This window comes from Pseudomonas oplopanacis (assembly GCF_057128725.1).
In genome coordinates, this window is record NZ_JBSKHV010000003.1 from 469759 (window position 1) to 488425 (window position 18667).

19 protein-coding genes are annotated in these 18667 nt (G+C 61.3%); all 19 read right to left on the reverse strand.

All coding sequences use genetic code 11. The annotated features are described in order from the left end of the window. Positions 1-67 precede the first annotated feature (67 nt). A complete protein-coding gene (gene urtD / locus ACWKV5_RS10030; RefSeq protein ID WP_483841138.1) occupies positions 68-937 on the reverse strand; it encodes an urea ABC transporter ATP-binding protein UrtD in 870 nt (289 codons plus the stop codon). After that, complete coding sequence (urtC, locus tag ACWKV5_RS10035; protein ID WP_483841139.1) at positions 934-2013, reverse strand: urea ABC transporter permease subunit UrtC; 1080 nt, start codon at positions 2011-2013, stop codon at positions 934-936. The genes urtD and urtC overlap by 4 nt, the downstream gene beginning before the upstream one ends. Then, on the reverse strand, positions 2013-3515 hold the full coding sequence (urtB, locus tag ACWKV5_RS10040) for an urea ABC transporter permease subunit UrtB (protein WP_483841140.1): 1503 nt from the start codon (positions 3513-3515) through the stop codon (positions 2013-2015). The genes urtC and urtB overlap by 1 nt, the downstream gene beginning before the upstream one ends. A gap of 163 nt (positions 3516-3678) precedes the next feature. Then, entirely contained in the window at positions 3679-4944 is a 1266-nt protein-coding gene (urtA, locus tag ACWKV5_RS10045) for an urea ABC transporter substrate-binding protein (RefSeq protein ID WP_046033026.1), read from the reverse strand. 224 nt (positions 4945-5168) lie between these two features. Beyond that, the gene (locus tag ACWKV5_RS10050; RefSeq protein WP_483841141.1) at positions 5169-5468 is read right to left on the reverse strand and encodes a 7(1) septoil knot domain-containing protein; all 300 of its coding nucleotides are present in this window, start codon (positions 5466-5468) and stop codon (positions 5169-5171) included. 279 nt (positions 5469-5747) lie between these two features. Continuing rightward, positions 5748-6119 (reverse strand): DUF6124 family protein, encoded by a 372-nt coding sequence (locus ACWKV5_RS10055; RefSeq protein WP_483841142.1) that lies wholly within the window; start codon positions 6117-6119, stop codon positions 5748-5750. 472 nt (positions 6120-6591) lie between these two features. Further along, a complete protein-coding gene (locus tag ACWKV5_RS10060; protein ID WP_483841143.1) occupies positions 6592-7602 on the reverse strand; it encodes a FecCD family ABC transporter permease in 1011 nt (336 codons plus the stop codon). Further along, positions 7599-8546: an ABC transporter substrate-binding protein gene (locus tag ACWKV5_RS10065; protein WP_483841144.1), complete on the reverse strand. Its 948-nt coding sequence runs from the start codon at positions 8544-8546 to the stop codon at positions 7599-7601. Before ACWKV5_RS10065 ends, ACWKV5_RS10060 begins: the two co-directional genes overlap by 4 nt. Continuing rightward, positions 8543-9331 (reverse strand): ABC transporter ATP-binding protein, encoded by a 789-nt coding sequence (locus ACWKV5_RS10070; protein WP_483841145.1) that lies wholly within the window; start codon positions 9329-9331, stop codon positions 8543-8545. The genes ACWKV5_RS10065 and ACWKV5_RS10070 overlap by 4 nt, the downstream gene beginning before the upstream one ends. Before the next feature lie 221 nt (positions 9332-9552). Continuing rightward, a complete protein-coding gene (locus ACWKV5_RS10075) occupies positions 9553-10935 on the reverse strand; it encodes a PepSY-associated TM helix domain-containing protein (protein WP_483841146.1) in 1383 nt (460 codons plus the stop codon). A 108-nt stretch (positions 10936-11043) separates the two neighbouring features. Further along, positions 11044-13161, reverse strand: a complete 2118-nt coding sequence (locus ACWKV5_RS10080; RefSeq protein ID WP_483841147.1) for a TonB-dependent copper receptor — start codon at positions 13159-13161, stop codon at positions 11044-11046. Positions 13162-13321: 160 nt separating this feature from the next. Further along, positions 13322-13771: a DUF2946 domain-containing protein gene (locus ACWKV5_RS10085; protein ID WP_483841148.1), complete on the reverse strand. Its 450-nt coding sequence runs from the start codon at positions 13769-13771 to the stop codon at positions 13322-13324. Between the two features lie 20 nt (positions 13772-13791). Next, positions 13792-14271, reverse strand: coding sequence for a copper chaperone PCu(A)C (locus ACWKV5_RS10090; protein WP_483841149.1), 480 nt, complete (start codon positions 14269-14271; stop codon positions 13792-13794). Between the two features lie 48 nt (positions 14272-14319). After that, complete coding sequence (locus ACWKV5_RS10095; RefSeq protein ID WP_140669647.1) at positions 14320-14718, reverse strand: DUF2946 domain-containing protein; 399 nt, start codon at positions 14716-14718, stop codon at positions 14320-14322. Positions 14719-14815: 97 nt separating this feature from the next. Then, positions 14816-15106 carry an addiction module antidote protein gene (locus ACWKV5_RS10100; RefSeq protein ID WP_483841150.1) on the reverse strand — a complete coding sequence of 97 codons (291 nt, stop codon included), beginning with the start codon at positions 15104-15106 and terminating at the stop codon, positions 14816-14818. Between the two features lie 3 nt (positions 15107-15109). Beyond that, positions 15110-15412 carry a type II toxin-antitoxin system RelE/ParE family toxin gene (locus tag ACWKV5_RS10105; RefSeq protein WP_483841151.1) on the reverse strand — a complete coding sequence of 101 codons (303 nt, stop codon included), beginning with the start codon at positions 15410-15412 and terminating at the stop codon, positions 15110-15112. Between the two features lie 192 nt (positions 15413-15604). Then, positions 15605-16333, reverse strand: a complete 729-nt coding sequence (locus ACWKV5_RS10110; protein ID WP_483841152.1) for a cobalt-precorrin-6A reductase — start codon at positions 16331-16333, stop codon at positions 15605-15607. Then, complete coding sequence (locus ACWKV5_RS10115; RefSeq protein ID WP_483841153.1) at positions 16330-17427, reverse strand: cobalt-precorrin-5B (C(1))-methyltransferase; 1098 nt, start codon at positions 17425-17427, stop codon at positions 16330-16332. The genes ACWKV5_RS10110 and ACWKV5_RS10115 overlap by 4 nt, the downstream gene beginning before the upstream one ends. After that, positions 17420-18631: a precorrin-6y C5,15-methyltransferase (decarboxylating) subunit CbiE gene (gene cbiE, locus ACWKV5_RS10120; protein WP_483841154.1), complete on the reverse strand. Its 1212-nt coding sequence runs from the start codon at positions 18629-18631 to the stop codon at positions 17420-17422. Before cbiE ends, ACWKV5_RS10115 begins: the two co-directional genes overlap by 8 nt. Positions 18632-18667 lie beyond the last annotated feature (36 nt).

The following is an 18667-nucleotide window of genomic DNA, read 5'->3' on the forward strand; positions in this document are numbered from 1 at the left end:
TTGATGTTGTTTGGTAAACCGCATTCGCGAGCAGGCTCGCTCCCACAGTTGATCAGTGTTTGCAGCTCTAGCGACCGAGATAAACCTCGATGACGCGTTCGTTCTCCTGCACCTGCTCCAGCGACCCTTCGGCCAGCACGCTGCCCTGGTGCAACACGGTGACGTGGTCGGCAATCGACCCCACAAACCCCATGTCATGCTCCACCACCATCAACGAATGCTTGCCGGCCAGGCTCTTGAACAGTTCAGCGGTAAATTCGGTTTCTGCGTCAGTCATGCCTGCCACCGGTTCATCGAGCAGCAGCAGTTGCGGGTCTTGCATCAGCAGCATGCCTATTTCCAGAAACTGCTTCTGACCGTGGGACAACAACCCCGCCGGCCGATTGACCGACGTGGTCAGGCGAATGGTTTCCAGCACGTCAGTGATGCGATCCTTCTGCTCACCAGTAAGGCGCGCACGCAGGCTGGCCCATACCGACTTGTCAGTTTTCTGCGCTAGCTCCAGGTTTTCGAACACGCTCAAGGCTTCAAACACCGTCGGCTTCTGAAACTTGCGCCCGATGCCGGCCTGGGCGATCTGCACTTCGCTCATCTGCGTCAGGTCCAGGGTTTCACCGAACCAGGCCTTGCCGTGACTCGGCCGGGTCTTGCCGGTGATCACGTCCATCAGCGTGGTCTTGCCCGCGCCATTGGGACCGATGATGCAGCGCAGTTCGCCGACGCCGATGTACAGGTTCAGATCGTTAAGCGCCTTGAAGCCGTCGAAGCTGACGCTGATGTCTTCCAGGGTCAGGATCGTGCCGTGGCGGGTATCGAGGCCGGGGCCGACGCGTTGGCCGTGACTGATGGCATCGCGGCTGGTGCCGGCGTCCTTGTTTGGCTCTACGGGAAAAAAGGCTGGTTCGAGCATGAATTCCGCCGTGGGTGTGATTCTCATTGTTCGCCCCTTTTCTTCAGCAGACCGATCACGCCCTTCGGCAGGTACAAGGTCACGACGATGAACAGGGCACCGAGGAAGAACAGCCAGTATTCCGGGAACGCCACGGTGAACCAGCTCTTCATGCCGTTGACCACACCGGCGCCGAGCAGCGGGCCGATCAAGGTGCCGCGACCACCGAGGGCCACCCAGACTGCCGCTTCAATCGAGTTGGTCGGCGACATTTCGCTCGGGTTGATGATCCCGACTTGCGGCACGTACAACGCCCCGGCCAAGCCGCACAACACTGCGCTCAACACCCAGACAAACAGCTTGAAACCGCGTGGGTCGTAGCCGCAGAACATCAGGCGGTTTTCTGCATCGCGCAGCGCGGTCAGCACCCGACCGAACTTGCTCTGCGCCAGGCGCCAGCCGATGAACAGGCTCGCCACCAGTAACACCACCGTGGCGAAAAACAACACGGCGCGGGTGCCTGGTTCAGTGATGCCGAAACCGAGAATGGTGCGGAAGTTGGTGAAGCCGTTGTTGCCACCAAACCCGGTTTCGTTGCGGAAGAACAACAGCATTCCGGCGAAGGTCAGGGCCTGGGTCATGATCGAGAAATACACGCCCTTGATCCGCGAGCGGAAGGCGAAGAAGCCGAACACCAACGCCAACAATCCCGGCGCCAACACCACCAGACACATGGCCCAGAGAAAGTTGCTGGTGCCGGTCCAGTACCACGGCAATTCAGTCCACGACAGGAATGTCATGAACGCCGGCAAGCCATCGCCCGAGGCCTGGCGCATCAGGTACATGCCCATCGCGTAACCGCCGAGGGCAAAGAACAAACCGTGGCCGAGAGACAGCAGGCCAGCGTATCCCCACACCAAGTCCAGCGCGAGGGCGACGATGGCGTAGCAAAGAATCTTGCCCACCAGTGTCAGGGTGTAGGCCGAGACGTGAAACACACTGATCGGCGATAACAGCGACAGCAGCGGCAACGCCAGCAGCAGCGCAAGGATCACCGCGCCGACCGCGATCGTGACTTTGGGGCCGGCTTTTTGTGTAGCGGTAACGAGCAGGGGCTGGTTCATCAGTCGATCACCCGTCCTTTCAGTGCGAAGAGGCCTTGCGGACGCTTCTGGATGAACAGAATGATCAGCGCGAGGATCAGGATCTTGCCGAGCACGGCGCCGATCTGCGGTTCGAGAATCTTGTTGGCGATGCCGAGGCCGAACGCGGCCAGGACGCTACCGGCCAACTGGCCGACACCGCCGAGCACCACCACCAGGAACGAGTCGATGATGTAGCTTTGGCCGAGGTCCGGGCCGACGTTGCCGATCTGGCTCAGCGCCACGCCGCCGAGGCCGGCGATGCCCGAGCCGAGGCCGAAGGCGAGCATGTCCACGCGCCCGGTCGGCACGCCGCAGCACGCGGCCATGTTGCGATTCTGGGTGACGGCGCGCACGTTCAAACCCAGGCGCGTCTTGTTCAACAGCAGCCAGGTCAGCACCACCACAAACAGCGCGAAGGCGATGATGACGATGCGGTTGTACGGCAGCACCAGATTCGGCAGCACCTGAATCCCGCCCGACAACCACGCCGGGTTGGCCACTTCAACGTTCTGCGCGCCGAACACCAGGCGCACCAGTTGAATCAACATCAGGCTGATGCCCCAGGTGGCGAGCAAGGTTTCCAGAGGGCGGCCGTAGAGGTGGCGAATCACCGTGCGTTCCAGCGCCATGCCGATGGCGGCGGTGACGAAAAATGCCACCGGCAACGCGATCAGCGGGTAGAACTCGATGGCTTGCGGGGCGTAGCGCTGGAACATCATCTGCACCACATACGTCGAGTACGCGCCGAGCATCAGCATCTCTCCGTGGGCCATGTTGATCACGCCGAGCAGGCCGAACGTGATCGCCAGACCGAGGGCGGCGAGCAGCAGGATCGAACCGAGGGACATGCCGCTAAAGGCCTGGCCGAGCAACTCGCCGATCAGCAGTTTTCGTTTGACTTGGGCGAGACTGGTTTCGGCAGCAGTGCGCACGGCGACGTCGGCTTCGACGCCCGGCTCCAGCAAGGTTTCGAGGCGGGTGCGGGCCAGTGGGTCCCCGGTTTCACCGAGCAAACGCACCGCGGCGAGGCGCACGGCGGGGTCGGTGTCGACCAGTTGCAGATTGGCCAGCGCAAGGCTGAGGGCGGCGTGGACGCTTTCGTCTTTTTCGCCGGCCAATTGCTGGTCGAGGAATTTCAGCTGCGCGGGTTTGGCGCTTTTTTGCAGTTGCTGCGCGGCGGCCAGGCGGGTTTTTGGGTCGGCGGCGAGCAGTTGATGGCTGGCCAGTGCGGTGTCGATCAGACCCCGCAGGCGATTGTTCAGGCGCAGGGTTTTGGCTTGGCCGTCGACGGTCAACTCTCCTTGTTGCAGGGCGTTGATCAGCTCGACACGCGCCGGCTCGGGCTGCGCGGCCCAGGCTTCCAGCAGTTTGGCTTGCTGCACGGGGTTGGCGGCGACGAAGTCTTCGGCGTCGCTGGCATGAGCGGCCATCGGCAATAACAGTGCGATGGCGAGAATCAGACGATAAAGGGCGGAGGGCATAGGTAGTCGCCTTGACACGGACATTGTGGGAGCGAGCCTGCTCGCGAAAGCGGACCTACATTCAGAAAAAGGTTGCCTGACACACCGCTTTCGCGAGCAGGCTCGCTCCCACAGGGAACTGCATCCGGCCTGGGCTCCATGCCCAGGTCGGACATCCAGTGGCTTAGTTGCTCTTCATCGCATAATCCGGCTTCTTGTCGTTGCCATCGATAAACGGGCTCCACGGCTGGGCGCGGATCGGGCCTTCGGTCTGCCACACCACGTTGAACTGACCATCCGCCTGGATCTCGCCGATCATCACCGGCTTGTGCAGGTGGTGGTTGGTCTTGTCCATGGTCAGGGTGTAGCCGGACGGTGCAGCAAAGGTCTGGCCGGCGAGGGCTTCGCGGACTTTGTCGACGTCGGTGGACTTGGCTTTCTCAGCCGCTTGCGCCCACATGTGAATACCGACGTAGGTGGCTTCCATCGGGTCGTTGGTTACCGCTTTGTCGGCGCCCGGCAGGTTGTGTTTCTTGGCGTAGGCTTTCCAGTCGGCGACGAATTTCTTGTTCTGCGGGTTCTCGACAGACTCGAAGTAGTTCCACGCCGCGAGGTTGCCCACCAACGGTTTGGTGTCGATGCCGCGCAGTTCTTCTTCACCGACGGAGAACGCCACCACCGGAACGTCGGTGGCTTTCAAGCCCTGGTTGGCCAGCTCTTTATAGAACGGCACGTTCGAGTCGCCGTTGACCGTGGAGATAACCGCCGTCTTGCCGCCGGCCGAGAATTTTTTGATGTTGGCGACGATGGTCTGGTAATCGGCATGGCCGAACGGGGTGTAGACCTCTTCGATGTCCTTGTCGGCCACGCCTTTGGAATGCAGGAACGAACGCAGGATTTTGTTGGTGGTGCGCGGGTAGACGTAGTCGGTGCCGAGCAGGAAGTAACGCTTGGCGCTGCCGCCTTCTTCGCTCATCAGGTATTCAACCGCAGGGATCGCCTGCTGGTTCGGCGCGGCGCCGGTGTAGAACACGTTCGGCGACATCTCTTCGCCTTCGTATTGCACCGGGTAGAACAGCAAGCCGTTGAGTTCTTCGAACACCGGCAACACCGATTTACGCGACACGGAAGTCCAGCAGCCAAACACCACGGCCACTTTGTCCTGAGTCAGCAACTGCCGGCCCTTTTCGGCGAACAGCGGCCAGTTCGACGCCGGGTCCACAACAACTGGCTCCAGCATCTTGCCGTTCACGCCGCCCTTGGCGTTGATCTCGTCGATGGTCATCAACGCCATGTCTTTGAGCGATGTTTCGGAGATCGCCATGGTGCCGGACAACGAATGCAGAATCCCGACCTTGATGGTCTCGGCGGCCTGGACGGTCCAGGTCATGCCCATCGCGGCAATGCTTGCCGAGAGTGTGAAAGCCTTGATCAAGCTACGACGCTTCATTGTGCGATCTCCATGAACTTATGAATTTTTTTGGTTGGCAGATGCGGACTACTGAAGGGTGTTTTGCAAAGGCTGTGCCCGGTCGGCGAAAGGCAGGGAAATGTCGGTTTAGAGCGGTTGCGCGGGTTGGCGGCGCACCACGAAGGGACGAGGGCGGGGCGGTGGTGCGAGGGTGTGCGTCATTGTGGTGCTGCCGCGTGGCGGCAGCGGTGATGCAGAGGGAGTCAGTTGGGGCCGGGAAATGAGTCGACGTATTGGATCTTGAAATCAGGGAAGGAATCGACGATCTGGATTTTGTAATCAGGGAAGCTGTCGACGGTTTTCCACTTGCCTGGCGAGTCCGGGAAAGAGTCGACCTGCTGCACCTTCAGATCCGGAAAGGAATCCACCACCTGCACCTTGTAGTCCGGGAAGCTGTCGACAAATTGGATCTTGCCGTAAATCTTCGAAACATCGACGGTGGTATCGGCCAATGCGGCACTGGAGCCGAGCACCAGCAACGACAGGAAAACAGATTTCAACATGAGGCTCATCCTGAGAGTCGTGAGACGCGCAGTGTAGGGAATGTTGAGCCCGGGTGGGAACGATGATGAGGACACATTCAACATCGCAGTGACTGACCCACCGCCATCGCGAGCAGGCTCGCTCCCACAATGGATGTGTGTCGGGCGCGGGATCTGCGGACGACGATAAACCCCTGTGGGAGCGAGCCTGCTCGCGAAGACGGCAGCCCATTCAACATCACAGTGACTGCCCCACTGTTATCGCGAGCAGGCTCGCTCCCACATTTTCTTGCGGTGTATTCAGGTTGGGACGACGTTATCCACTGCGCGGTTCACGGCCAGTTCCGCGAGCATGATGATTTGCTGGATGGCCATCGCCTTATGGCGTTGCGGGCCAATCAGGTCGCCGGCGAAATCGCTGGCCAGGACACTGGCGGAGGCCAGGGATTCACAGGCATGGACCAACAGGCTTTCGGTGTCGTTGTTTGGGGCGATCATGTACATGGTGCTGGGGCGGCGGGGTTTTTCGGTGAAGAGCTCCGGGGGATCGAGGTAATAGTCGAGGGCGCGTTTGATGGCTTCGCGGTCTCGGAGCAGGTCTTCGTCGCGAGATGTTTCGGGTTCGGGCGTGGTGGTGTCGATGGGTGGATCTGGAACAATTTTTTTATTCATGTGACTACCTTGGTTTCAAGTTGGAGCCACCAATTGCCGTTTCTCACGCGGCGAAGAGGGAGGCAGCTATGTGCAGGGTGAGAAACCGGGAAGCCAAGAAACCGGCCGGACCGAAGTCCGCCCACACACAGCCGCCATAACGCATTTGCAGGCAGCGGATAAGCTGACGGCAATTATGCTGATACGCGTACTGCGTGGCTATATTTCCCGGGTTCTCACGCCCGATCACTGATGTGCAGTGACAGCCCCCAGACTAGACAGCCCACGTCCGACGAACAACCTGAAAAAGTCGTGGGAAACGTCCGGTATTTTTGCGTCCGTATAAACACATCTAAACAACCCCAGAATCACCATCCCCTGTGGGAGCGAGCCTGCTCGCGAAAGCGGTGTGTCTGTCACATAGATGTTGGCTGTGCCGTCGTCTTCGCGAGCAGGCTCGCTCCCACAGGGTTCAGTGGTGTTCTTGTGAGCTTCAGCGACGGCGCATGAGGCCGATGAAGAACAGCCCGCCGATGGCTGCGGTGGCGACGCCAATGGGCAGGTCTTCCGGCGCGATCAGGGTGCGGGCGGCGACGTCGACCCAGACCAGGAACACGCTGCCCAGCAACACGCACGCCGGCAGCAATCGCCGATGCTCCGCCCCGACCAGACGCCGCGCAATATGCGGCACCATCAGCCCGACAAAGCCGATGGACCCGCTGATCGACACCAGCACCCCGGTCATCAGCGATGCAATCAAAAACACCCGCAAGCGCACGGTGCGTGCATTGAGCCCGAGGGTCACTGCGGTCTGCTCACCCGCCATCAACGCGTTCAACGGGCGGGCCATGCCCAGCAGCAACACCAACCCCAGCAACACGCTAACCGCCGGTACCGTGAGCAATTCCCAACGCGCCAACCCAAGCCCGCCGAGCATCCAGAACATTACTGCGGAACTGGCGCGGTGATCGCCCAGAAACAGCAGCAAATTGGCCATCGCCATCATCACGAAAGACACCGCCACACCGCACAGCAGCAGTCGATCACTGTCCAGCCGCCCGTTGCGATTGGCGATCATCAGCACCAGCAACATGCTGACCAACGCGCCGATAAACGCAGCAATCGGCAAGGTCAGCAGCCCGACAAACTCACCGACATGCAGCACCACAATCACCGCGCCAAGGGTGGCGCCGGAGGTCACACCAAGCAGGTGCGGATCAGCCAACGGATTGCGCGTCACCGCTTGCAGCACCGCACCGATCAACGCCAGCCCGGCGCCGACCAACGCGCCGAGCAACATGCGCGGCACGCGGATCAACCACACGATGTGTTCCTGCCCGGCGCTCCAGTTCATGTCACCAAGCCCAAACACCTTGTGCAGCAAAATCCGCCACACCACGTCCACCGGCACCCGCGCCGGGCCGAAGCCCAGCGACACCACGCACGACACCAGCAACAACGCGCCGAGGGTCAGCAGCAACAAGGCGTAACGACGGTTGATCATTCGCCGTGGAAACCTTTGGCCAGGGTTTCAACCGCCAGCACGTTGTCGATGCCCGGTGTGGCCTGCACGTAAGGAATGACGATAAAGCGCTGGTTCTTGATCGCGTCCACCGATTGCAGCGCCTTGTTGGTGAGCAGGAATTGTTCTTTCTGTTCGGCAGTGACTTCGCCGTAGTCGACGATCACGATCACCTGCGGATTGCGCTCGACCACGTTCTCCCAGTTGACCCGCGTCCAGCTCGCATCGACGTCATCGAGAATGTTGCGCCCGCCCGCGGCGTCGATCAGCGCTTGCGGCATGCCGAGGCGGCCGGAGGTCATGGCGCGGTCTTCGCCGCTGTCGTAAAGGAACACACGCGGCTTGTCCGCCGGCAGGTCCTGGCGGACCTCGTCGACTTGCGCCTGCATCTGCGCGATCAAAGCGTTGGCGGGGTCTTGCACGTCGAAGATTTTGCCGAGGTTGCGCAGGTCGTTGTAGGTGTCTTCCAGGCTGGCGGCGGGGCGTTTCATCACGAACGCGCAGGACTCGGTCAGCTCATAGACATTGATGCCCAGCGGTTGCAGGGTTTGCGGCGTCAGGTCGCCGCCCACGCGCATGCCGTAATCCCAACCAGCGAAGAAGAAATCGACGTTGGCGTTGAGCAGGGTTTCCACCGACGGGTACTTGGCGGCGAGCTCCGGCAAGCCGTCGAGGATGCTCTGCATTTCAGGGGTGACCGACTTCCAGCCGCTCACGCCGCTGTAACCGGCCATGCTCGGCTTGAGGCCGAGGGCGAGCATCATCTGGGTCATGTTGATGTCGTGGCTGACCGCGTGTTTCGGTGCTTGCTTGAAGGTGACTTCGCGATTGCAGCTTTGAATCGTCAGCGGGTAGTGAGTGGCCTCGGCCAATGCCTGGGCACTGCCCAGCAGAAGGGCGGCGCACAGCAGGGAACGCAACGTCATGGTTGGGTAATCCAGGTGATTCGTGGGTAGCCGTGCAGGGGGTGTTCGTCGATCAAGGCGTCGACGCCGAAGACGTTGCGCAGCAGCGGGGCGGTCAGGACTTCGTTGGGGGTGCCGCTGGCGACGATGCGGCCGTGGTTGATCACGTACAACCGATCGCAGAAAGCGGCGGCCAGGTTGAGGTCGTGGATGCTGGCGAGGGTGCCGATCTGCAGGCGTTTGACCAGTTGCAGCAGTTCCAGCTGATAGCGCGGGTCGAGGTGATTGGTCGGCTCGTCGAGGATCAGCAATTGCGGTTGTTGCGCCAGGGCGCGGGCGAGGATCACCCGCTGTTTTTCACCGCCCGAGAGGGTGGCGAAGGCGTGGTCTTCAAAGCCGTTGAGACCGACGGATTCCAGCGCTTGGGTCGCGAGGTATCGGTCTTCGAGGGTGTCGCCATCGAACAGGCCTTTGTGCGGCGTGCGGCCCATGGCGACCACTTCTTCTACGGTCAGGCCGAAGGCGTCGGGGAACTCTTGCAAGACCACGGCAATGCGTTGCGCGCACCAACGGGAGGATTGCTTCCAGACGTTGTGGTGATCGAGTTGGACCTCGCCGCTCTCGGGTTTGCTGAAGCGCCAGGCACAACGCAGCAGGCTGGTCTTGCCGCTGCCATTGGGGCCGATCAACCCGACGAACTCGCCGGCGGCCACGTGCAGCGAGGCATCACGCAGTTGGAACTGGTGGTGGCAATGGCCGTGGCCCAAGGGTGTCCAGGCGAGGTGTTTGAGGTTCAGCGAGGTCATGCAATTACTCGGAGATTTTGGGGTGTTGCTGATGGCCCCTTCGCGAGCAGGCTCGCTCCCACATTTGGTCTGTACGCAACAGAACCACTGTGGGAGCGAGCCTGCTCGCGAAAGGGCCTTTGGATCAGAACGGCATTTGCGTTACACAGTAACACTAAAAATGAGCGCGAGATAAGCGCGGGAAGTCTACAGGCCTCTCTAACCCGCGCATCTCGCCTGTTTCATGTTGAAGATGAGGCCGATTCAGTTTGTCGGCTAAAACGCGACAACAGCACGCGGTCCAGCACCCAGACCACCACCATGGAAGCTCCCACCAGCGGGAACATCACGCCCAGGGCGAGCATGATGACCGTCGCGGTTTTCCATTTCGGCAGGTCGTGACGCAGTGGCGGCACACCGAATTTGCCCTGTGGCCGACGCTTCCACCAGATCACCACACCACTGACGGCGCTGAGCAGAATCATCAGGCAAATCAGCAGGACGATGATCTGGTTGACCACGCCGAACATCTTGCCTTCATGCAGCATCACGCCGATTTCCGTAGCGCGGGCGACGGTGCCGTACTGTTCGAAGCGCACATCGGCAAGGACATCGCCGGTGTATTGATCGACATGCAGCGTGGCGTCGTTGCGCGGGTCGTCGGCGAACACGGCGATGGTGAACACACCGGTGGCGGTTTTCGGGAAGGTGATGCTGTAACCCGGCTCGACCTTGCGTTGCACGGCGATGTTCTGCACGTCTTGCAGGCTGATGGTCGGGGCGGCGGGGCTGGCCTGTGCGCCACCGTGAGCCATGTGTTCGGCGTGGTCGCCACCGGACATCGGCATCGGCGTGTTTTCCATCGCCCACGGTACGGTCTGTTGCGTGGCGGTGTTGAGGCTGCGGGCCTGTTCATCGGATTTGGGTACGTTGTCCCACATCGCGGCCGGGAACACATTCCAGACGCCTGCGTATTGTTGGCCCCAGAACCCGGTCCAGGTCATGCCGCTGAGCAGCATCACCAGCAGCAACGACGCGCCCCAGAACCCGGTGACCGCGTGCAGGTCACGCCACAGAACGCGACCACGACTGCTCAGGCGTGGCCACAAAATGCCTGCGGCCTGACCACGCGGCCACCACAGGAATACCCCGGACACCACCAGCACGATGCCCCAACCAGCGGCCATTTCGATCAGTCGATCACCGACGGTGCCGATCATCAGCTCGCCGTGAATCGCCCGCGCAATGGCTTGCAGGTTTTTCTTGGCATCTTGCTCGCCGAGGATGTCACCGTGGTACGGATCAATGAACACGTTGAGTTCGGTGTCGCCGTTGATCACGACGAATTGCGCACTGCGTTCGGCGTTGACCGGCGGCAGGTACTGTTTGATGGTTGCTTGTGGATAAGCCTCTTTCACCCGCTTGAGCAGGTCATCGGCGGACACGGTGTGGTGGCCGGCCGGGACGTTCATCAGGCTGCCGTACATCAACGGGTCGAGTTGCGGTTTGAACAGGTAAAGGGTGCCGGTCAGGGCCAGCATCACCATGAAGGGGGCCACGAACAGACCGGCATAGAAATGCCAGCGCCAGGCCAGGTTGTAGAAATTCACTTTGGGCTGTTTCATCACGTGTGCTCCGCTTTGGCTTGGGTCTTTTGTTGTTGTCTGGTGACTGCTGCGCAGTCATTCGCGAGCAGGCTCGCTCCCACATGGGTGAACCTGCTCGCGATGCTTTTAGAAGCTCATGTCCACCTTGGTCCAGAGCGTTCGCCCCGGTTCTTTAATGGCCTGCGGGTCATTGGCCGGGTAGCCAAAACCGGCGTTGCCGGCCAGGTTCAAATGCTCGGCGTAGGCCTTGCCGAACAGGTTGTCGACGCCGGTGCTGACCCTCCAGTGTTTGTCGATCCGGTAGGCACCGTTGAGCGAGAACACGCCGAAGCCCGGGGTCTTGTCGAAGTCTTTGCCGACGACGTTGCCCTTGTTCTGATCAATGCGGTTTTGCGCCGCGACCACTCGCCACAAGGCGCCGGCGCTCCAGTTGTCTTCGCTGTAGGTCAGGCCGAAACGCGCATCCAGTGGCGGCATTTGCGGCAGTGCGTTGCCATCGCTGCTGTTCTTGCCCCAGGCGTAGGCCAGGGTGGCGTTGGCCTTCCAGTTGGAGGTCAGTTTGTAGGCCGCACCGAGTTCGCCGCCCATGATTCGCGCGTCGATGTTCTGCGCCTGGGAGGTGGTGCCCATCGGGGTCGGGAGGTAGTTGAACAGGATGTAGTCGTGGACTTTGCCGACGTAACCCGAGGCCCAGGCGTCGAGGTCTTCGGTTTTGTATTGCAGGCCGAAGTCGAGCTGGGTGGTTTTTTCGGGCTTGATCGAGTCGAAGGCATTCACCGAGCCGGCGGGGCCGAGCTTGGGTGAAAACAGCTCCCAGTAATCCGGGAAACGCTCGGTGTGACCGATGCCGGCGTAGAGGGTGGTCGGGCTGTCAGCCAAGTCATGCTCATAACGGACGAAGCCGCTTGGCAGGGTGTCGGCGCGGGTGTCGTCGGCGGTCGGGTTGGGGCGGGTCATCATCCCCGAACCGGTGGTTTGCCGGTAATCCTTGGCCGAGGCGCGGTCCAGCCGCGCGCCGGTAATCAGCCGGTCGCGGTCGGCGGCGTACCAGGTCAGTTCGCCGAACGCGCCGTAGTTGTGGAAGTCAGCGTCTTCGGTATAAGGCAGGTTTTTGTAAGTGTCGATGCCCATACTGCCGCGTTGACGGTGTTCGCTGGTCTGCGCGTCGATGCCGCTGATCAACTGCACATCGGCCCAGCGCCAGGTGCCCTTGATCCGCGCGCCGACGGTGCGGCGGTCGACGTTGGAGGCCATCGGGCCGGACATCATTCCGGTGCCGGAAGGCGTGCGCAGGGTGTAGTTGTCCATCACGTGGTCGGCGTAGTTGTAGTAGATCTGCGCTTCGACCTTGTCCAGCACGTCGCCAATGTTCGACTTCTCGAAACGCAGGCCCAGGCTCTCGCGCTTGAATTGCGAACCGTCCATGCCGCGCCCGGCATAACGCGCTTCACCATCGCCCTTGCCGGCGGTCAATTCCAGCAGGGTGTCGGCGTCCGGGGTCCAACCGAGCATGACATCGCCGTTCCACTTGTCGTAGCGCGAGGGCACGGTGTCGTTGTTGCCATCGCGATAATCGTCGGCGTGGGCGGTGTTGCCGATCACTCGCACGTAGCCCAGTGGCCCGCCGGCAGCGGCGTCCAGCACTTTGTCGAAACGGCCGTTGGAGCCGCCCAGTACGCTGGCGTTCACCCGCGTGCCGAGTTCGCCGAAGCTTTCCGGTTCACGGTCGAACAGGATGGTCCCGGCGGAAGCTCCCGGTCCCCAGAGGACGGTTTGCGGACCTTTGATTACGGTGAGTTTGTCGTAGGTTTCCGGCGAGAGGTACGAGGTGGGCGCGTCCATCCGGCCGGGGCAGGCGCCCAACAACTGGCCGCCGTTGGTGAGGATGTTCATCCGCGAACCGAACATGCCGCGCAGCACCGGGTCGCCATTGGTGCCGCCGTTGCGCACGAGGGCGAAGCCGGGGATGGTTTTCAGGTAGTCGGCACCGTCGCTGGCCGGCACGGGTTGGCGCGGGTCCTTGGGGTTGGTGACAATGGTCAGCGGCGAGCTGGGGGCAATCGCGGTGATCACCGTCGGGCTCAGTTCTTCGTTGTGGCCAGCGTGTTCATCGGCCAGCGCCATGGGTGTAAGTAGAGCGCCACAAAGGAATGCGGTGGCGTGCCTGAAACGAACACTGGCGTCGTTCAGGGCAAAAGAAGCTTGGGCAGTGCTCAAGCGTGAGTCAGCAGAAAACCTGGACATGACAATTTCCATCGAACGGCATAAACGACACGGCCGACAGCCAAGGCAATTTCCTTGTCAGAGCGAGTTTTTGTGGCGAGCGAGCTCCCTTGCCACAAAACCTCGCTCCCACAGGTTTGCCTGGCTGGCTTCTAAACCGTGTGAGATCAGAGGTGGGTGTTTACGCGACGATGGGCGGGGCGCGGGTTCGGGCGCCGGGGAAGACGGTTTGCCGGGCGTGGCCCAGGCGGGGGGACGGGGTAGTGAAGGTGTTGGCGGGCGGGGTATTGAAGGCGGTGAATGAAACTCCGCCGGTCAGCGCCGGGCAGTTGAACAGCAGGCTGCAATAGCCGCATTTTTCCCAGATCGCGTGGTGCGACGGGGTGGGCGGGCAGTGCTCGGCAGCGGGTTGCGCGCCGTGGTCGGCGTGCTCCATTGCCGACATATCCATGCTCATGTCCATCGACATGTTCATGGTCATTGCAGAGGCGCGCTGATCCATCGGCATCGACTGAGAAATCAGCGGACCGATAAAGATCATCAGCATGGCGAACAGGCTGATCCAGCTGCCGCGCGTCAGGCTCAATGACTGACGACGGTGTGCGGATGACCTGGCGCTAAGCGGGCGCATGGCGGATTCTGCTCTGCCGGTTACTGGGCGTGAGCGTGCATCTGCATGTCTTCAGGCGGCTTCTTCTGCACCGAAACTTCGACCGTGACGTCACCGGCCTTCTCGAAATGCATCGTCAGCGGAAAGCGTTTGCCGTCGCTCAACAGGCTGCGGTCTTTCAGGTTGACCAGCATCACGTGATAGGCCATCGGCGCAAACGTGACGTTGCCGCCCGCCGGAACATCGACGCTAGGCACCTGTTGCATCTTCATCAGATCGCCTTGCATCACGTGTTCGTGCAACTGCGCCTCGCCTGCAATCGGCGAATCGACACTGACCAGGCGATCAGCGGTTTTTCCGCTGTTTTGAATCACGAAATAGGCAGCAACGGTTGGCGCGTTGGGCGGCAACTCCTGCGACCACGGGTGAGCGATCTCCAGCTCGCCGACTTTGTATTCGTGAGCATTGGCAAAGCAGGCAGGCAGCAGCAGCGCGGCCAGAACGATAAGTTTGTTCAACATGGCAGTTCTCCAGAGCGATTCAAAACGCAGGTCAATTGCGAGAAGGAATCACACCAGAGGGGAAGCGCGGGGATTGAGACTGGGCCATTGCTGGCGCGGTGTGGGGATATCGAGTGTGACGGCGGGCAGGCTTCGATTGGCCTCGAACTGCGCGAAGTACAGCTGCGGCTCATGCCCTGGCAGCGCCACGACAGGCGCTGCGCCCGAGCAACACCAGCAATGCTGCATGTTGGAATGTTCGTCGCCTTGCGGTGCTTTCTGCCCAAGATCGCCCAGGGAAATCGCCACCATCTTGGTGCCGCTGGACGTGCAGAAACTGCCCCACAACAATTGCTCGGCAGGCGATTTCGCCGACTGCGCCATCGCATTGCTCATCGGCATGGCGAGCATGTTGAACAGCACTGCGAAGCAGGCGATCCAGGCAATTGCAAGCCGATGTCGGGACATGAGGAAATCCGTTTGGGTGGGCGATCAAGCGCGGCTATTTAGCCTGATCAGGGCCGATAAGTAAAAAAGCGGCGTGCGGTTTGGTGTCGCAGTGCACTCAGAGTGCACTGGCATGCAAGCGCAGGCCCAAAGCTTTCATAACCTTCATGATAGTCACGAATTCCGGATTGCCAGTGCTACCGAGCGCTTTGTATAAACTTTCACGACCCAGGCCTGCATCCCGGGCAATTTGTGTCATGCCCTTTGCTCGGGCTATGTCATTGAGGGCGGCACGTATCAGTAATCCGTCTCCAGCATCCTCTTCAAAGCATGCATCCAGGTAGGCAGCCATTTCTTCCGGTGTCTTGAGAAACTCGGCGGCATCGAAGCGGGTGAATTGCTCGGCCATGACTTACTCCTCATTACCGATGTTTTGCGCCATTTGAAGGGCGCGTTTGATGTCTCGTTTTTGAGTGGACTTATCTCCACCCATCAACAGCAAATAAACCACTTCACCTCGACGGGTGAAGTACATCCTGTAGCCGGGACCGTAATGAACACGCATTTCATAAACAGCTCCGCCTACGGATTCGCAATCTCCAAAATTTCCATGCTCGGCAGCCCGGAGCCTGGCAATGATGCGAGCTTTGCCAATGATGTCTCTCAGTGAGTCGAGCCAATCGGCAAAAGTACGGGATCGTTCGAAGTCGATCATGATCGATCGTATTCCTTGGGATACAAGTTGGCAAGATACACTTTCCTCGGGCCGAGTTCAGCCGGCCCTCGAGATGCAGGGTTAGTGTGCTTGTTAAGATCTGAGGACCCGGACTATAGGGATGAAGCCATAGAGTGAATAGCCGGCTCCGTCCGAGAGTGTTGCCGGCAAAATCGCGATGTTAAGCAGTTATCAGGAATGGTCCGACATCGAAAGAGTAGCCAGTACTTCACCCACCATCCCAAATTCCCGATCAACCCCCGGCAACACCGGCCGCTTCAACACAATCACCGGCACCCCACGCTCCCGCGCCACTTCCAGCTTCGGCTCGGTCGCGGTGCTGCCGCTGTTCTTGCTGATCAGCACATCAATCTGCCGACGCTCAAACAGCTCGCGTTCATCCTTGATCACAAACGGTCCGCGTGCGCCGATAACTTCGCAGCGGTCGTTGTCGGGGTAAACGTCCAGCGCGCGCAGGGTCCAGAATTGCTCCGGCGGGATTTCGTGCAGGTGCTGCAAGGGTTCGCGGCCGAGGGTGAACAAGGGGCGGTGGAAGGGTTTCAGGGCTTCGATCAGTTCGGCCCAGTCGGCGACTTCGCGCCAGTCATCTCCCGCCTGAGGTTGCCACGCCGGACGGCGCAGCGCCCAGCAGGCAATGCCGGTCAACTGCGCGGCAGTGGCGGCGTTCTGGCTGATTTGTGCGGCGTAGGGATGGGTCGCGTCCAGCAGCAGGTCGATGCCTTCGTCGCGAATGAATTGCGCCAGACCTTCCGCGCCGCCATAGCCGCCGACGCGCACCTGACAGGTCAGGTCCGTCGGCACCCGACCCACCCCGGCCAGGCTGTAAATGTGTTCAGGGCCAAGGGTGCGAGCGATGGCCAGCGCTTCCGTCACGCCGCCGAGCAGCAAAATGCGCTTCATTGAAAAGCTCCCGCATGGCCGACAATCCCGCCCTGACGATCAATCGCAAACACTTCAACCTGAACCTGCGCCGGCACCACGCTGCGAGCGAAATCCAGCGCGTGTTGGCACACCGCGTCACCGAGGGCGATGCCCGCAGCGGCCGCCATCGCCAAGGCTTGCTGGCTGGTATTGGCTTCGCGAATGGCCTGTTGCAGCGCTTCATCAGCGCCGACCGCCGCGGCCCATTCCGCCAGTTGCGGCAGGTCGATACTGGAGTGTCGGCTGTGCAAGTCCATGTGCCCGGCCGCCAATTTGCTGATCTTGCCGAAGCCGCCGCACAGGCTGAGTTTATCCACAGGCACTTTGCGCAGGTGTTTGAGCACGGCCCCGACGAAGTCGCCCATTTCGATCAGGGCGATTTCCGGCAAGTCGTAGACCCGGCGCATGGTGTCTTCACTGGCGTTGCCGGTGCACGCGGCGATGTGCAGGTAGCCGTTGGTTTTGGCGACATCGATGCCTTGGTGGATCGAGGCGATATACGCCGCACAGGAGAACGGCCGGACGATTCCGCTGGTGCCGAGGATCGACAGTCCACCGAGAATCCCCAGGCGCGGGTTCATGGTTTTCAGCGCCAGGGCTTCGCCGTCCTCGACGTTGACGGTGACCTCGAAGCCGCCGCGGTAGCCAAGTTCTTTGGCCAGCAAGGTCAGGTGGTCGGTGATCATTTTGCGCGGCACCGGGTTGATCGCCGGTTCGCCGACGGCCAGTACCAATCCGGGGCGCGTCACCGTGCCGACACCGCGCCCCGCCTTGAAATGAATGCCCGGCTCGGTGCTCAGGCGCACGTGCGTGTACAGCAGGGCGCCGTGGGTCACGTCGGGGTCGTCGCCCGCATCTTTGATGGTTCCGGCTTCGGCGCCGTCGTCAGTCAGGCGACAAAATTCAAGGCGCATCTGCACGTGCTTGCCCTTGGGCAACACGATCTCGACCGCGTCAGCACCCAGGCCGCCCAACAACAGCCGCGCTGCGGCCAGACTGGTCGCGGTGGCGCAGCTGCCGGTGGTCAGGCCGCTGCGCAGCGGGGCGGGTTGTTCGGCGGTTTCGTCACGCATCGCAGGGCTTCGTCACGTCCAGCAAGGTAATCGGCAGCGCTTGGCGCCAGGTGTCGAATTCGCCCAACGGCTGCGCCTGGGCAATGTGGATGCGGGTCAGCTCGCCGCCATGTCGTTCGCGCCAGGCCATCAGGGTCATTTCACTTTGCAGGGTGACGGCGTTGGCAATCAATCGGCCGCCGGGTTTGAGCTGCGCCCAACAAGTGTCGAGCACGCCTTCGCGGGTGACACCGCCGCCGATGAAAATCGCATCCGGGCGTTCGAGCCCGGCCAGGGCCTGTGGTGCGTTGCCGCGAATCAGTTGCAGGCCGGGAACGCCGAGAGCGTCGCGGTTGTGTTCGATCAGCAGCTGCCGACCTTCATCGGCTTCGATGGCCAGCGCGCGGCACGTCGGGTGCGCGCGCATCCATTCGATGCCAATCGAGCCACTGCCGGCGCCGACGTCCCACAGCAGTTCACCCGGCACCGGCGCGAGGCGCGCGAGGGTGATGGCGCGCACGTCGCGTTTGGTCAGTTGGCCGTCGTGCTTGAAGGCCGAGTCCGGCAGCCCGGCCAGTCGCGAAAGGCGTGGCGTGTTCGGCTCGACGAGGCACTCGATGGCGATCAGGTTCAGGTCGGCGATCTGCGGATCATGCCAGTCGTTGGCAACGCCATCGATACGCCGTTCGGCTGCACCGCCCAGATGTTCCAGCACGGTGAGCCGGCTCGGCCCGAAACCGCGCTCGCGCAGCAGTGCGGCAATCGCCGCCGGGCTTTGACCGTCGTTGCTCAGCACCAGCAAACGCACGCCACTGAACAACTGCGCATTGAGGGCGGCGAGCGGCCGGGCAACCACGGACAGCGTCACCACCTCCTGCAACGGCCAGCCCATTCGTGCGGCGGCCAGCGAACAGGAGGAGGGCGCCGGCAGGATCTGCATTTCTTCGGCGGATACCTGGCGTGCAAGGCTGGCGCCGACGCCGAAGAACATCGGATCGCCGCTGGCCAGCACGCACACCGGTTCACCGCGACGGGCCAACAGCGGCTCAAGGGAAAATGGACTCGGCCACAACTGCCGTTCGCCACGGATGCACACCGGCAGCAAATCCAGTTGCCGCTGACCGCCCATAATCCGCGAAGCGCGCAGCAGGGCATGCCGGGCGTTTCTGCCCAGGCCCTTGAAGCCGTCTTCACCGATTCCCACTACTGTCAGCCAGGGTGACATCTGCAGTCCTTAAAAATAGTCCTCAATCGGACGGTT